The sequence below is a fragment of the Vibrio sp. TRT 2004 genome (assembly GCF_050113735.1).
Lineage (GTDB): Bacteria > Pseudomonadota > Gammaproteobacteria > Enterobacterales > Vibrionaceae > Vibrio.
Genome location: NZ_JBNJOH010000009.1, coordinates 1 through 16,289 on the forward strand (window position 1 = coordinate 1; position 16,289 = coordinate 16,289).

The 16,289-nt window shown below is 45.5% G+C and carries 9 protein-coding genes; 3 read left to right on the plus strand and 6 right to left on the minus strand.

Annotated elements, in window-relative coordinates; genetic code table 11:
- From ACQEXR_RS05665 to ACQEXR_RS05690, 6 genes are all read right to left on the minus strand, one after another.
- Nucleotides 1–5,372, minus strand: a 5,372-nt coding sequence (locus ACQEXR_RS05665) for a SpvB/TcaC N-terminal domain-containing protein (protein WP_427019919.1), incomplete at its 3' end; no start/stop codon positions are given.
- Nucleotides 5,369–5,896 (minus strand): hypothetical protein, encoded by a 528-nt coding sequence (locus tag ACQEXR_RS05670; RefSeq protein ID WP_427019920.1) that lies wholly within the window; start codon nucleotides 5,894–5,896, stop codon nucleotides 5,369–5,371. The genes ACQEXR_RS05665 and ACQEXR_RS05670, both read right to left, overlap by 4 nt.
- A complete protein-coding gene (gene lnt, locus ACQEXR_RS05675) occupies nucleotides 5,889–7,424 on the minus strand; it encodes an apolipoprotein N-acyltransferase (protein WP_427019921.1) in 1,536 nt (511 codons plus the stop codon). Before lnt ends, ACQEXR_RS05670 begins: the two co-directional genes overlap by 8 nt.
- A gap of 570 nt (nucleotides 7,425–7,994) precedes the next feature.
- The gene (gene gcvP / locus ACQEXR_RS05680; RefSeq protein ID WP_426952529.1) at nucleotides 7,995–10,868 is read right to left on the minus strand and encodes an aminomethyl-transferring glycine dehydrogenase; all 2,874 of its coding nucleotides are present in this window, start codon (nucleotides 10,866–10,868) and stop codon (nucleotides 7,995–7,997) included.
- Between the two features lie 121 nt (nucleotides 10,869–10,989).
- A complete protein-coding gene (gcvH, locus tag ACQEXR_RS05685; protein WP_138973171.1) occupies nucleotides 10,990–11,370 on the minus strand; it encodes a glycine cleavage system protein GcvH in 381 nt (126 codons plus the stop codon).
- Between the two features lie 34 nt (nucleotides 11,371–11,404).
- A complete protein-coding gene (locus ACQEXR_RS05690; RefSeq protein ID WP_331427635.1) occupies nucleotides 11,405–12,700 on the minus strand; it encodes a serine hydroxymethyltransferase in 1,296 nt (431 codons plus the stop codon).
- Between the two features lie 372 nt (nucleotides 12,701–13,072).
- Here ACQEXR_RS05690 and ACQEXR_RS05695 point away from each other — a divergent pair, with 372 nt between their 5' ends.
- From ACQEXR_RS05695 to ACQEXR_RS05705, 3 genes are all read left to right on the plus strand, one after another.
- Nucleotides 13,073–13,693 (plus strand): helix-turn-helix domain-containing protein, encoded by a 621-nt coding sequence (locus ACQEXR_RS05695; RefSeq protein ID WP_138973173.1) that lies wholly within the window; start codon nucleotides 13,073–13,075, stop codon nucleotides 13,691–13,693.
- A gap of 258 nt (nucleotides 13,694–13,951) precedes the next feature.
- Complete coding sequence (gene gcvT / locus ACQEXR_RS05700; protein WP_331417498.1) at nucleotides 13,952–15,070, plus strand: glycine cleavage system aminomethyltransferase GcvT; 1,119 nt, start codon at nucleotides 13,952–13,954, stop codon at nucleotides 15,068–15,070.
- A 97-nt stretch (nucleotides 15,071–15,167) separates the two neighbouring features.
- Nucleotides 15,168–16,166, plus strand: a complete 999-nt coding sequence (locus ACQEXR_RS05705; RefSeq protein WP_427019922.1) for a trypsin-like serine protease — start codon at nucleotides 15,168–15,170, stop codon at nucleotides 16,164–16,166.
- Nucleotides 16,167–16,289: the final 123 nt, after the last annotated feature.

Genomic DNA, 16,289 nt, shown 5'->3' on the forward strand with positions numbered 1-16,289 from the left:
TTGACTTCAAAGTCACCTTGATCGGTTTTATACGTCAAGTTGCCATAGACATCGTAACGATAGTCGCGCTCAATAGAGGAGACACTCTTGTTATCGCTGAAGTTCCACTGCGTTAGACGGTCAAAGTCATCATACTGGTAGTATTCAGATTGATTGCGTATCGCACTGACTTTACTTAACACATTACTGCGCTCGTCATAGGTATAATTGATATCACGCAGATAGGTATCGCCCATGCCTGTAGTGATGCGTTGAACCGTACCACGAGAGCGGTCTATATCACGTCGAGTTAGTAGACCATTGCCAAACAGTTCACCACCGATTCGACCGAAGTTATCACGGCTGGTCGCCACCCAAACAATTTCAGCCGTTTCATCTTCAAGACGCTGGTCAAGGATTTCTTGAAGTTCTGCCTCTGCCACCACTAAATCATCCAGTTCATCCGTCAAGTTAGACAACAAGTCGGTTTGCGTTCTTGCAAGAGACGCATAGCTCTGAGCTTGCGTAATCAGCTCATCCGCCCTAGCTTCTGCGTTATCAGATAACGCTTGGTAATGATTCGCTTGGCTTTGTTCTTGGTTTGCTTGTGCACGTTGGCTATTCGCAATGGCATAATAATGGTCAGCCCAACGATTATAGACTTGCGTTAAGTTAACCGATGAAGAAGGCCCTACAAAACAACCTGCTTTTAACTTGCCACCAGAAGGCCAACAAAAATTATTCTCAACCATCCATAGAGGTACCCTCTCTGTATACACTTTTCGGGTTTTACAGTTTCCTTTCCAGTCTTTCTTCAGACAGCGATCATATTTATAATACGCATAACCGTTTTGAGTCTTGTAATGATTGAATATTGTCCCACTATACGCCGCCCAATAGTAATTAGCTTTGGCTCGATACCCATTTGCTCTCTGAATATTAATACTTGCACTTCTAAACAAAGACTGTGCACTGGCGCTTAGCTGATTCGCCGTGTTTTGATAGCTAGCACTTTGTGCAAATAACTGCTCTGCGGCTTGGCGCAGACGTTCAGATTCTTCAATGTAAAATTGGGCGCTTTGCTCTAGCTCGTAGGCCTGTGCCTCAAGTTCCATGATGCGCTCTGAGGTTTCCATCAGCGCAGTTTCAATTTGCAAATATTGGCTATCCCAAATGTCTGAGTAGGGAATACTCATTCGTTTGAGTAGGCCATTGACATCATAATCTTTATCCAGATTCATACCCGATGGGAAAATCACTCGACTTAGTCGGCCTTGCTCATTGTACTCATACTGAGTGGTGTAACTAGAGCCATCAATCGTTAAGGTCATAGACTCTGTTCGACCGAGGGCATCGTATGTGTAGCTGCGATTGCTGCTATCACTACTTGCGACATCAAGGCCACCTTTCAAGACTTGGTCATATTGCCACTGATTCACTCCATCAGGACGAGTTTCACCCGTTTTTCGGCCAAGTGCATCATAAGTAAAGGTGGTGCGTTGCCCCTTAGCATCTTGTTGCCAAACAAGCTCGCCCCAAGCGTTATGTCCGTACGTCCACGCGCCCATTGCAGGGTCGTTCATTTGAGTTTTATAACCTAGCTGGTTATAAGTCAGCTCCGTCACCAAACCATTGGTATCGGTTTTTGTTAGGTTCCCTATTGCGTCATAGGTATAGCGAACCGTCGATTGCCCATTTTCAGCAATTTGAACCGTCTGACCTAGGCCATTGGTTTGCTCGACTTTTTCAAACTGACCAGGACCAGTTATTGTCGCGGTTAAGCCTTGATAGTACGTTGTGGATACTAGGTCACCAACATCTTCTGTAGGCTGGGTTTGCCTAATTGGGCGACCTAAATCATCATAAGCGGTTTGCAACCAGAAAGTCGCATCGCCAGCGAAGTAGCCCTCAAAGTAAGGCATGGTTTCGCCCACTTTTTGCCCCTTGGCATCATAAGCGATATCGACAATAACTGTTTTACCATCACCATTGAGTTGTGTCGTGCGAACTTCTCGGCCTAATCCATCGAAATACGTCGTTGACAGCCCGCCTTGCGAGGTTTGTGTGGTCACCATAAAGACACTGCGGTCACCGAGGGTTAATCCATGCTGGTCTAACCCTGCATCAGCACCATCGCTCCACTCATACACCTGCGCAACCCAATTGCCGTCAGGAAGTGTTTTCTTCACTTCGCGACAATAATCATCATACTCAAAGCGTGTGACCAAACCATTCGCATCGGTAATGCTCTGCGGCAGACCACATTGGTTGTCATAGGTGGTGCTCACAGCATGACCGAGTGCGTTTGTGTGTCTGGTCACTCGTCCATAGACATCGTAAGCCGTTGCCGATTGTCTGGTTTCACCACTTCCCGTGGTTTGCTCTGAGGTTCTAAACCCTTTAGGGCTATAACCAAATCGAGTCGTTAATGCCAATGCATGTCCGGGCTCTAAAGTTTGTTCAACTAATGCGCCAGTATCAGCATCATAAGAGAAAGAGGTACGCCTTACTTGGGAGTCGTGACGGTTCGATTTAGTGACATTGATATTAGTTGGTTTACCAATCAGCCAGCGCTGAGTGTCGTGTTGGTAGCGTGTTGTCGTGGTTTCAATGAATTGCCCTCCGTCACCATCTTCAATTACTTTGGTAATCGTATCTGGAAAGTTAAGCGCATCATAGCCACGGTATTGAGTCGTCGTATTCGTTAACAGGTTCGAGGATAAATCCCACGCCTTCTGGTTGGTTTCGACCAATTGAGGCCATGTTTGACCTGATACAGGTGCATTAACATCTTGATAAACAAAATGACTTTCTGCTACTTTGCGATTGTTAATATTAGTTTCGGTTTTAGCGATATAAGGCACCCAGTCTCCGTGGTACGCAGTCGTACTAATCGACTTCGTTTTGCGCTCAACATCATGAGTCTGGATTTCACCAAATCCAAGTAGTCCCTTGTCCTTATGTGCGTGATAACCTTTATATAGGTATTCAGTTCGATTAGTGCCACCAATAGCATTGTCTTGCTTGAGGGCTTTCACTACTTTGAAGTTTGGCGTTAAGCCAATGAGTCCTTGCGGTGGGGCTGCATTTTGAAACACCGAAGCATCGCCTGTCATGCCATACTCGAACTCACTTTTTATCCCTAAGCCAGATGTCACAGATTTAAGTAGTGCTAATGGCTCAAACTCATAAGACAAACACGTTAATCCATCGATAGAGCGGTAACAATCGCCAAGTAGACCATCGCCATTCGCATCCACGCCTTTTTTAAACGGGCCGTAAATGTTATTGGAATACAAATAGTAAATGGTCGTCTTAATACCAAAGATTTTTTTTACATAGTTATCTGAATATGTAATGTCATCATCAAGAAGTTCAAGGTCTGCGTTTATCGTAGCGAGAAGTGTTGATTGATTAAAACGATCGCCATTACCGTAGGCACAATACACTCGCTCTCCAGCGATGTAACAGAAATCGGCTAGCCCATCGCTGTTTCGATCAGATAGCATGATAGAGGCTTCCACTTGAGCAACATTATCGTCATCATCATCAGAGATTTCAAAGTGGTCGCGTCCAAGAACCAAACGCGTTGTGGCAGTTTCAAAACCTTTGCCTGTATTTTGATGACAGACATAGTTATTCCCGCTTCGATAGCACAGTTCTGGTAAACCATCACCACTGATATCCACCAAGTTCATGGTGCGTTGAAGTTGTTCGACCTTAGCCACATCTTGAAAGTATGGATCGAGATTAGGCTGTGGATCTGAGGGCAATTGACCACCTATCGGCAACTGATTAGCCCAGCGTTCTGGTGCTTCAAATGACAGGTTCCCTTCCGACTTCTTGCCTAATGAGCAGTAAAAGTGACCATCAAGCCTTACCCCGCAAAGGTCTGCAAACCCATCTTTATTTATATCGATGAATTGGCTTTGTGGCATTTTTACTGGCTCTGGCGTGAAATCTAGAAAAAGAAATTTCATAGATTCATAGCTTTTTTCTAAAGGATAACCATGATTAATCAGCACATAGTCTGATGATAGGCCACTTCCGGTATTGTTCGCACACACCACACGGTTCGATTCAACGCGGCAAACATCCACCAATCCATCATTGTTGGCATCCAATAGGCGTACCGCTTTATCAATCGTATAATTTCGGCTCCAGTAATGCCCGGAATCAAACGAGCGTCCATTGCGGTTTAATGCGCAGAAAAAGCCCGTTTCATTGAATGCACAGACATCCTGAAAACTATCATCGTCGATATCCATTAGGCTGATGGATGCGTAGTTTTCTGCTTCTTCCCATGCACTACCTTGGAAATCACTGCTCCATTTCACCGCACTGCCATAACGGCCATTACCTTCATTCAAGCCACAGTAGAGGCCGTCTTTTAAATAACAAATATCACTCAAACCATCTCGATTGATGTCGCCAGCAACAAAGCCTTTAAACTCACTCAGGCGGTAGAGCGTTTTTTGCTCCGGCTCACTACCGGCATAAGGGTTACTTTCCCACTCAAAGGTATGAGCAGGCATACATTCCTCATCCGAGCCACACACTCGCAAGCTATTTAAACGCGTCAGTTCAATGCCTTGAGAGTTCACTTCACCATAGGTGAATTCAATGCGGCGAAGCGCATGACCACTGCGGTTAATTTGAATATTATCGAGCTTTTGTGCCAATGTTTGTTTCTGACCAAACCGATAGGAAGAGAGGACATCAGGGCGATTGACGTAATTAAAGTTAAGGCTTACATCTGCGTATTGGATTTTATCAAGATAATGTTGACCTTGGTGAGTTCGGTACCGATAGTCGATACCATTATTAAATCGGTCAGATTGCTGAGAAATAAACCATTCGAGCCCATGACCATCAACCGTAAGTTGTGCGTCTTCTCTTGAACCGTATCGGGTCACATAACCATCTGCGGAATAAATCGTCCAACTATCAGGCCCCGAAGTCAGGCTGCCGTTTGCAACTACCTTAGTTTGCCAACCTCCCTTAGTGCGGTATTCACTGCCATTTTTACCTAACTGCCCCGAGACTAGGAAAAGCCTTTTGCCATCCAAACAGTAGACATCGGTATCATCAAAACGGAGCCCACTGTTGACACCATCATCTTGTTCATTTCGGCTACAGCGAGTGATGCTAGATAAGCCATCCAAACTCACTCCTAAGCCTAGTGGCCCATTCCCTGAGCCCTGTTGATAACTGACAGACAAAGAAGGGACAAGCTCATTGACGCCACTCGGTAACTGCAAATCAACTTGATAACCTGATTTTCCTTGAGAAACAAATGCACTACCACTGAGTTCCCCCACAGAAGAGGAAAGAGAAGGGAGGGAGAAACAAGAGAGTGCAACGATACATAAGCTCGATTTAATTCTCATCATAACGACTCCTTGTTGTTACCCAAATTGTTAAATCGTTGTTCAATATTGATAAGATCGTCTTCGACCTCAATCACTTGCTTTTCAATTGCTTGAACTTGAGTCGACGGCGTATCAGGAGTCAGTAATACAGGGTCGTAGGTGAATACAATGCCCTCTTGCTCAAGCTCTGACAAAATCATACTCGCTTTAGCCAATACCAATTCAGGGGACTCTTCTTCAGATTGAGCTATCACCGTCTCTTCATCTAACTGACGTTTAGCATCAGCAATATCTTGGTTAAACATGTCCAGCTCTGCCAGCATCTGAGCTTCAAGGCGCTCGCTTTGAGACTCAAAGTCATGGCTCGACTCAGTGAGTGCTATGGTTGATGAATCTGACGCACTCCCCATATCTGGAGAAGAAGAGCTTGCGACAGGCGTGCCTATTCTCTGAGTATGTACCGATTTATCGTAGTTAAGGGCAACGATACCAATGCCGACAACAAGAGCAAAACCAGCCCCTATCGTGAACCAACGTTTAACCATGACGTATCCTTGTTTCGTTATTTTTCGCTGCGCTAAAGAGGCGCTTATTATGGGTAGAGCGAACATTTGTTAGCCCAAGCTGATTAAGTGCATGCAGTGACAGCAAGACACCGAGTGATAGCCACAATATCCATTGGTGTCCGTACTGCGTGTATAGAGTTTGGCGTGTTTGGAGTGGCACAACGACATCCAATACCTGCGTTCTTTGATGAGTAACTTGAGAAAGCACATCGCCATTAGGTGCGACAAGCGAAGTAAAGCCCTGATTGGTCGGATAAATAATCGACTTTCCAATTTCAGCCGCTCTCACCTGCGTCAATTTGAGTAGAAACTGTTTTACCCAAGGGGTTTGTGTCCATTCCACATCACTCAGTAAAATCGCGACATTACCGGACTGTAATTTAGAGGCGAACACATCGGAATAGAGCGCCTCATAGCATACGGCCAACACCGCTTTGAGCGGCCCAATATTATGGACGTTGCTCGTATTGGGGACGACTTGCATATCGCCACCTCTAGATAACGTCACGCGCTCCATCCAATCAATAAACCAAGTGGGGCGATACTCACCAAAAGGCACCAAACGCTGCTTATAGTAAATAGGGGCAAGCTCATTGTTTCGGTAAATCACGTTTTGTAAATGTTGGCCATTTCTCGCTTGTCCACCCCAAATAACTACCACGTGTTTGTCGTCAATTTTCTGTAGGCTTTCCTGAACAAAAGGAGCAATTTCTCGATACGGCATGGACATCGAAGATTCAGGCCACACGACAATGTCGGCTCTTGGCGCTTGCAAGGAAAGAGATGCGTAACGCTGAACACGTTCAATGACCTCATTTTTGGACAGCTTGTGTGTACCACTGAAATTCCCGTGAATCATTCGAACCTTCGCTTGGTCAGGCGAGAAGTAGTAGTTATTCACCGCTTGAATGCCTTTATCGAGCGCAACGATAACCAAAATACTCATCAAAAATTGGCTCAAGGGGCGAGCCGGTGACGATCGATTGATAAACACATAGACCAACAAACTCGCCACGACATAAACTAAAAAGCTGCCACCAAAAGCCCCGATAACACTTAACCAGCCGGACAAACCGACATCTAGGAATAAGAAACCGGGATGTAACCATGAAAACGAAAAGCTGGTAAGTTCACGTAAGATATCAATAGACACTAAGACAAAGGGAAGCGTCACCAATGCACTGCGACGAGACAGCCCGAGAGTAACAATAGGAACAATCAGAAAGCTTAGTGATAATATGAAGATAAGTAAGGGCCAAAGTCCCCAACGTATCCAACTGGCGTCACCGTACTCATCAGCGAGGTAACCGTTCACCCAAAACAGTGAGGTAACGTAATACCCTAATCCAAATAACATCCATAAGGCACATCGAGCGCTTTTTGTTTTGAGCTGAATATGCACAAAGAAAAGAACAGCAAAACTAATCAGTGCTATCCCTAAACTTATTAATTCAAAGCGATAAGACATTGCATGAGCAACGCCTACGACTATCCCTAACCACCACATACATCATTCTTTTTTATAATATAACCACAATAACTAGGTGGTATTATTAACATATGCAACTGGCAATTTAGCGTGTTTTTTGTGTACAAAATACAGAGGCGGAACGAGCATCTTACAATGTGAATTTTAAGTAAATGCTGACTTGAATAACGTGATTTTATTGCGCTTATAGTTAGTTCTAAATGCATCTATCGAATCAGGACTGCTTGGGACATTTTTCAGCGCATGCAAGAGAGAAATGTGAGGCTTAGGTAACCCTGATGCTAGTCCTGCATTGGAATGACATTATCGATTGTAGTAGGTCATATCAGGACTAGGCTGCGAGGAGATTACTTTATATGATTTCGTCTAGAGCGAGGAAGCACTTGTATCTAATTTCTAAAAGTGGACGCTAAACGACCAACGAAAATCCTTACCACCCGACTTTAAGGACGGTGTGGTAGTGGTCAACGCCATATAAGTCGGTTGTTCATATGGGCTACAACGCCCCCCAAACAAAAGGCGAACCAAACGGTTCGCCTTTTTATTCAAGTTAGTTTCCAACTCGGTTATCTGTGATCAACGAGATAATTAATCTTCGTAGTTGTCGATACTTGGACAAGAGCAGATTAGGTTACGGTCACCGTAGACATTGTCTACACGGTTAACGGTTGGCCAGTACTTCCAGCTCTTAGTCGCAGGTGATGGGAAGCAGCCTAGCTCACGCGAGTAAGGGCGGTCCCATTCATCTTTCGACAGGTCAACTTGAGTGTGAGGCGCTTTCACTAGAGGGTTATTGTCTAGTGGCCACTCACCATTTTTGACTTTGTCCATCTCTTCACGGATAGCAATCATGGCATCACAGAAGCGGTCAAGTTCTTCTAGGTCTTCAGATTCTGTTGGCTCAACCATCAGTGTACCCGCAACAGGGAACGACATCGTTGGCGCGTGGAATCCGTAGTCCATAAGACGTTTAGCGATATCTTCTTCGCTGATGCCTGTTTCTTCTTTAAGCGGACGAATGTCGATAATACATTCGTGAGCAACGCGGCCGTTAGTACCACGGTAAAGTACAGGGTAGTGAGGGCGTAGACGCTCCATCACGTAGTTTGCGTTTAGAATCGCGACTTTTGTTGCTTCTGTTAGACCCGCTTCACCCATCATCGCGATGTAAGCCCAAGAGATTGGCAGGATTGAAGCACTACCTAGATCCGCAGCAGATACCGCGTAGTCGTTGCCTTCAACACCATTTTCGATGTGACCAGGTAGGAAAGGTGCTAGGTGTGATTTAACACCGATAGGACCCATACCAGGACCACCGCCACCGTGTGGGATACAGAACGTTTTGTGTAGGTTCAGGTGTGAAACATCTGAGCCGATAAAGCCTGGAGACGTTAAGCCCACCTGTGCGTTCATGTTGGCACCGTCTAGGTAAACCTGACCGCCAGCGGCATGAACCATTTCACATACTTCTTTCACTTGCTCTTCATACACACCGTGCGTCGAAGGGTAGGTGATCATGATGCTTGATAGGTTTTCTGCGTGCTTTTCGATTTTAGCGGCTAGGTCGGCCATATCGATGTTGCCTTCGTCATCACACTTAACAACGACGACCTTCATTGACACCATAGACGCAGTCGCAGGGTTAGTACCATGTGCTGAGCTAGGGATCAGGCACACATTACGGTGCCCTTCGCCACGGCTTTCGTGGTAGCGCTGAATCGCGATAAGACCTGCGTATTCACCTGATGCACCAGAGTTTGGCTGAAGTGAGAACGCGTCGTAGCCTGTGATTTCACATAGCTTCTCTTTTAGGTCTTTAGCTAGAGCTGAGTAGCCTGCGGCTTGATCCATTGGTGCGAATGGGTGAATTGAGCCAAATTCAGGCCATGTCACTGGGATCATTTCAGCAGCAGCATTAAGCTTCATTGTACAACTGCCTAGTGGGATCATACCGTGTGTTAGCGAGAAGTCTTTGTTCTCAAGTTGCTTCAGGTAACGCATCATTTGCGTTTCGCTGTGGTGCGTGTTGAACACAGGGTGAGTCAAGTACTTAGATGTACGACGCAATGCTTCTGGAATCGCGGCAAACTCGTTGCTAGCAATTTCTGAAGAAAGGGTATTCACATCTTGGCTAACTGCAAATACTGCAAATACTGCAAATAGTGCTTCGATATCCGACGTGGTTGTTGTTTCGTCGAAGCTGATGCCTAACTTACCATCAAGCTTGCGCAGGTTGATGTCAGCGGCTTGCGCTTTCGCGTATAGCTCGTCTGTTTTGTCTGCCGAGTTGATAGTGATGGTGTCAAAGAAACTGTTGTGAGCCAGTTCAAAGCCGGATTTGTTAAGGCCGGCCGCAAGGATCGCTGTCATGTGGTGAGTACGGCGCGCGATAGTACGCAGACCTTCTGCTCCGTGGTAAACGGCGTAGAAAGAGGCCATATTCGCTAGCAAAGCCTGTGCAGTACAGATGTTCGAGGTCGCTTTTTCACGACGGATGTGTTGTTCACGAGTCTGCATTGCCATACGTAGCGCTTGGTTGCCGTTGGCATCGATAGAAACACCGATAACACGGCCAGGCATCGTACGTTTATGTTGGTCACGTGTTGCCATGAATGCAGCGTGTGGGCCACCGTAGCCCATTGGTACGCCGAAGCGTTGAGCACTACCGATTACTACATCAGCGCCCATTTCACCCGCAGGTTTAATAAGAGCTGAGGCGAGTAGGTCGGTTGCGACCGTTACTAGAATTTTGTTTTCATGTGCTTTAGTGATGATGTCAGTCAGATCACGAACTTCACCCGTTGTGCCTGGGTACTGAAGTAATGCACCGAACACGTCTTGGTCAGCCAGTGTTTCAACTGCGCCAACTTGAACATCGAAACCGATGTATTTAGCACGAGTTTTGACGACTTCAAGCGTTTGTGGATGAACGTCATCAGCAACGAAGAAAACGTTGCTCTTGCTCTTACCTGCACGCTTACACAGAGTCATTGCTTCGCCGGCTGCTGTTGCTTCGTCAAGCAGTGATGCGTTCGCAATGTCCATTGCAGTAAGATCCATGACCATCTGCTGGTAGTTAAGCAGTGCTTCAAGACGACCTTGAGAAATCTCAGGTTGGTATGGCGTGTACGCAGTGTACCAACCTGGGTTTTCTAGCACGTTACGTAAAATTACGTTTGGTGTGAAAGTGTTGTAGTAACCTTGACCAATAAAGGTACGCTTAATTTGGTTAAGGTTAGCAAATTCGCGCATGGCAACCAGCATGTCTGCTTCGCTTTTTGCTTCTGCAAGCGTCATTGGCTTTTCTAGGCGAATTTGCGCTGGAACCGTCTCTTCGATCAATGTGTCTAGATTCGCTACGTTGATCGCTTCCAACATTTTTTGTTGGTCAGATTTGTTTGGTCCATTGTGGCGTGCAACGAACTCATTTTGTGTGCTGAGGCTTTGAAGTAATTCAGTCATTGTCCTTTACCTACTCCATCATTCGGGTAACGGATTACAGCATTGCTGATAATATTGATTATACGTCCGAACGTTGAAAAAAAGCTGCCACCTAAACGGGGCAGCTTTGCTGTATTCCTAATTACTCGTCTTCGATTGAGTTTAGGTACTCTTCTGCGTCTTTTAGATTGTCTAGCTCTGATGGATCAGACATCTTCACTTTAACAATCCAGCCGCCTTCATAAGGTTCTTCGTTAATAAGCTCTGGGCTGTCTTCTAGATCTTCATTGATTTCAACGATTTCGCCCGTGATTGGGGCGTAAATGTCCGACGCTGCTTTTACAGACTCAACAAGTGAGAAGCTGTCGCCTGCTTCGATTTCGTCTTCAACAGCAGGCAAGTCTACGAATACAACGTCGCCTAGCATCTCTTGTGCGTGCTCCGAAATACCGATAGTTACTGTGCCATCACCGTTGTCACGAACCCATTCATGGCTGTCTGCAAACTTCAGTGTGTTGTCCATTGCTTATTCTCCAAAAATAACTGTATTAAATTGTTTATTGGTAAAGTGGGAAGCGAGCGCAGAGTGTTTTCACTTCTTTGCGAACACGTTGCTCTACTTCAGCGTTGCCTTCTGGGTTATCAACCAACCCGTCTAGTACATCGCCAATCCAGTTACCGATGAGTTTGAATTCTTCAGCGCCAAAGCCTCGGCTTGTTCCTGCAGGCGTACCCAAACGGATGCCCGATGTAATCATAGGCTTCTCTGAGTCGAATGGGATGCCATTTTTGTTACATGTGATCCCAGCACGTTCTAGGGCTTCTTCTGCTTTGTTGCCTTTCAGTCCTTTAGGACGTAGGTCAACCAACATCAGGTGCGTATCTGTACCACCAGTCACAATGTCACAACCGCGAGTTTGCAATACTTCCGCAAGAACTTTTGCGTTGTCGATCACTGAATCAATATAAGTTGAAAATTCAGGACCTAACGCTTCACCAAATGCGACTGCTTTAGCTGCGATTACGTGCATTAGTGGGCCGCCTTGTAGACCAGGGAAAACGGCTGAGTTGATCTTTTTGATGATCTCTTCGTGGTTGGTCAGAATCATGCCGCCGCGAGGACCACGTAGTGTTTTATGAGTTGTGGTCGTCACCACGTGTGCATGCGGTAGTGGGCTAGGGTGAGCGCCCGTTGCGATTAGGCCAGCAATGTGTGCCATATCGACCATTAGGATTGCATCCACTTCGTCTGCGATTTCGCGGAACTTAGCGAAATCAATCGTACGTGGAATCGCACTACCACCTGCAATAATCATTTTAGGCTTGTGTTCAACCGCTAATGCGCGAACATCTTCATAGTTGATTTCAAGTGTTTCACGGTCAACGCCATACTGTACTGCGTTGAACCATTTGCCTGAAAGTGCAGGGCGAGCACCGTGAGTCAGGTGACCACCTGCGTCTAGAGACATACCTAGGATGGTATCACCAGGTTGAAGTAGAGCCAGTTTTACCGCACCGTTTGCTTGAGCGCCAGAGTGAGGCTGAACGTTGACATATTCACACTTGAACAACTGTTTCGCGCGTTCAATAGCGATAGACTCAACCGTATCTACGTGTTCACAACCACCGTAATAGCGGCGGCCTGGATAACCTTCTGCGTATTTGTTTGTTAAACACGTTCCTTGTGCTTGCATTACCGCTTTAGAAACAATGTTCTCAGAAGCGATAAGCTCAATTTGTTCGTTTTGACGAGTGAACTCGGCTTGGATGCCAGCGAATACAGCATCATCAGTAGCAGCAAGGTTAGTAGAGAAAAAGTTCTCTAGGCTATGATTTTGAAACGGTTTGTTCATGGTAGATGACCTTCCATTCGTGCCAACGAGATTTTTATATACGCTAATTGGTTCTCGTCAGTTCTACTTCTTTGTCTGCTCATTTCTATGCACGAGCAGGGTGAATTTCCATACCCCAAAATAGCGGGGAAAACTGAAACCAAGGGTTAAATTCCTCAACATTTGGCTTCCGAAATAACATCTCTACAACTAACAAGTTGGTAACATAACGGTTGTGAAAGGAACAATCAACCAAAAATTTCCTATTGGAAACAAGGTTTCTATTTTTGTTAACAAGAGCACGGTTTATTTCTCATTCGAACCTTTCTTCCACTTTACGCTTCGTGCACAATGAAAAATGAGACAGGAAGTAGTAGAAATTAAGAGGGAAATATGCCCGAAGATATCTTTGATGATTATCCATCTTTGACTCTGGCCAAAGAGGCTGAAGAAAACATTGAACCGCTAAAACTGGGGCAGCGAATTAAAGATATTCGTGGCAAGTTGGGCATTACATTAGAAGAGGCGAGTCAGCGTACAGGGTTGGCGCGTTCGACGTTAAGTAAAATCGAGAATGAGCAGATCTCTCCAACCTTCCAAGCGATGCAGAAATTGGCATCTGGATTGCAGATAGATATGCCGCAACTGTTTGAACCGCCTAGAAAAAAGGTGGCAACAGGGCGTAGAGATATTACCAAGGCAAATCAGGGTAAACCGCATCCTACACCTACCTATGAGCATGAGCTTCTGGCTACGCAACTATCTAACAAGAAAATGATGCCATTTAAGAGTCAGGTCCACGCTCGAAGCTTTGATGAGTACACCGATTGGGTGCGACATGACGGAGAGGAGTTTCTACTGATTTTATCTGGTTCAGTAATGTTCTATTCCGAATTCTATGAACCAGTAGAAATGCATGCAGGTGATAGCGTCTATTATGATGCCAATATGGGGCATATGTTGGTCTCAACCAGTGAGCAAGACGCGCACATTTTGTGGGTTACTGCAAAGTAACGTGAACGGTTTGTTAATTTCTTATAGTGAATGCAAACGGTTGCTTTTGGGTTGAGCATGAATACAATACCGCCATCTTGACGATTTGTTCGTCAAGGTGGCGTTTTTATTTTCAGTCTTTATTGTGAATATGATGTTAAATGTCACATTTTGAACGGTTCTGATCTTGTTAATCGTGCAAATTCTATCTACTCGTGTTTATTATTGGAAACAAGGTTTCCTTGAATGGAAAACGAACCTGACTAAATGGAGACAACAATGACTCAAGAACTACTCAAAACACCTTTGCACGCACTGCACGTTGAAGCTGGCGCAAAGATGGTACCTTTCGCTGGTTATGATATGCCAGTTCAGTACAAACTTGGTGTTAAAAAAGAGCATCTACACACGCGTGATGAGGCAGGCCTGTTTGATGTGTCGCACATGGGACAGCTTCGTCTTCATGGTGAGGGCGCAGCGGCGTTTCTTGAGTCACTGGTTCCTGTTGATATTATCGATCTGCCTTCTGGCAACCAGCGCTACGCGTTCTTTACCAATGAACAGGGCGGCATTATGGATGATTTGATGGTGGCTAACTTAGGCGATCATCTATTTGTTGTTGTCAATGCGGCATGTAAGCAACAGGATATTGACCATCTGGAAGCGCACCTACCGTCTGGCGTAGAGCTGGAAGTGATTGATGATCGTGCTCTTCTTGCGCTTCAAGGCCCTAAGGCTGTAGACGTTCTCAAGCGATTCAACCCACAAGTTGCCGATATGCTTTTTATGGATGTGAAGAAGCTAGAGATTCTTGGCGTAGAGTGTATCGTGAGCCGCAGTGGTTACACGGGTGAAGATGGTTATGAAATCTCGGTACCGAACACCCATGCTCAAGAGCTGGCACAAAAGCTGACAAACGAAGAAGAAGTTGAGTGGATTGGTCTCGGTGCACGTGACTCACTTCGTTTAGAGTGTGGTTTATGCTTATACGGTCATGATCTTGATGCAACTACATCTCCAGTGGAAGCAAGCCTACTTTGGGGTATTCAGAAGGTTCGTCGCATCGGTGGTGAGCGCGAAGGCGGCTTCCCTGGTGCAGATATCATTCTAAACCAAATTGAAAATAAAGATGTTTCTCGCAAGCGTGTTGGTCTAGTTGGTCAAACTAAAGCGCCAGTTCGTGAAGGTACAGAGCTGTTTGACGCTCAGGATAATCAAGTGGGTGTCGTGACGAGTGGTACTGCTGGTCCTAATGCGGGTAAGCCAGTTTCTATGGCTTATGTGCGTGCAGACCTTGCTGCTATTGGCACAGAACTGTTTGCAGATGTACGTGGTAAGAAGCTACCAATGACAGTTGAAAAAATGCCATTTGTTCCGCAAAGGTATTACCGAGGTTAACATCTCGTGACCTAAATAAATTCTTTTGATAAAACCTCTCAATTCTGAGAGGTTTTTTTATACTTATATAGTACCCAAGTGCTATGGAGAGCGAGCCGTGATTCGAAAGTTAGCCGTTTTACTTTCTAGTTTATATGTAACCAGCGCTTATACCAGTGTTGCAATTACGCCATATGTAGTAAATGGCAATGATATTAGTGCAACCAAGTATCCCTCTTTTACGAGTCTCATGTACGATCGTATCGATTATGATCGTATATATGGTACGTCGCCGTACTGTGGTGCCACGCTGTTAACACAGTACTATGTACTGACGGCGGCGCACTGTATTTATGGCAATACCAATACCCAGCTGTTTACCTCAGTCGTTCCCCAACTTCAGAATGAGTCGGACTTTCCCAACGCTATCACACAGCGAGTGATGGTGAGTGAATACTATTACCCAGACAACTACAACAACGATACTTTAGCCAATGATATTGCTATTTTGAAGCTGTCCCAGCCTATTACCGCCGTGTTCGATTACGCCGATCTCGCAAGCAGTACCGATGCGACCAACTATCGAGGTATCAATTCAGGTGATCCTTTCTTTGCGGTTGGTCATGGTAATACCCAGTCTGGTCGTGACGATAGCGAGGCTCTTCAGGAAACTCAGCTGAGCTACGTTAGCAATTCGAACTGTAATTTATACAATGTCGATACGTCAGCGAATTTATGCATGGACGGAGCGTCAAGCCAAAATGGTCGTGATAATGCAACCTGTCAGGGGGATTCCGGTGGCCCATTATTCTGGAACAACAAGCAGGTGGGCATTACCAGTTTTGGTCCAACGACTTGTGGTGATATGAGTGTGATTGCCAATTCAATATTTACAGAGGTGTCAGACCATCGGGCCTGGATAAGTTCAGTACTCAATGGTTCAGAAACGCCAAAAGTGACGGTCAACGATGCGCAGCGATTCAGTTACCTCAATTCGATAAACGCAAATAGCTCGGGTGGAGACTCAGGTGGGGCAAACAGTTGGTTGGGACTACTTATCTTGAGTGGTATTGCTCTATGGCGTCGTAAGTCTTCTTATCTGCAACAGCATAGTTAACCGTCATTCTTCTGGTATAATTTTTTTGCTGTTGTGAATCGCCTAACAGATAACTCGGCGTGTTCTCAAAAATAAGAAATCAGTTCTAAGTCCATGATTAACATGAATTAAATGACGGTAGTT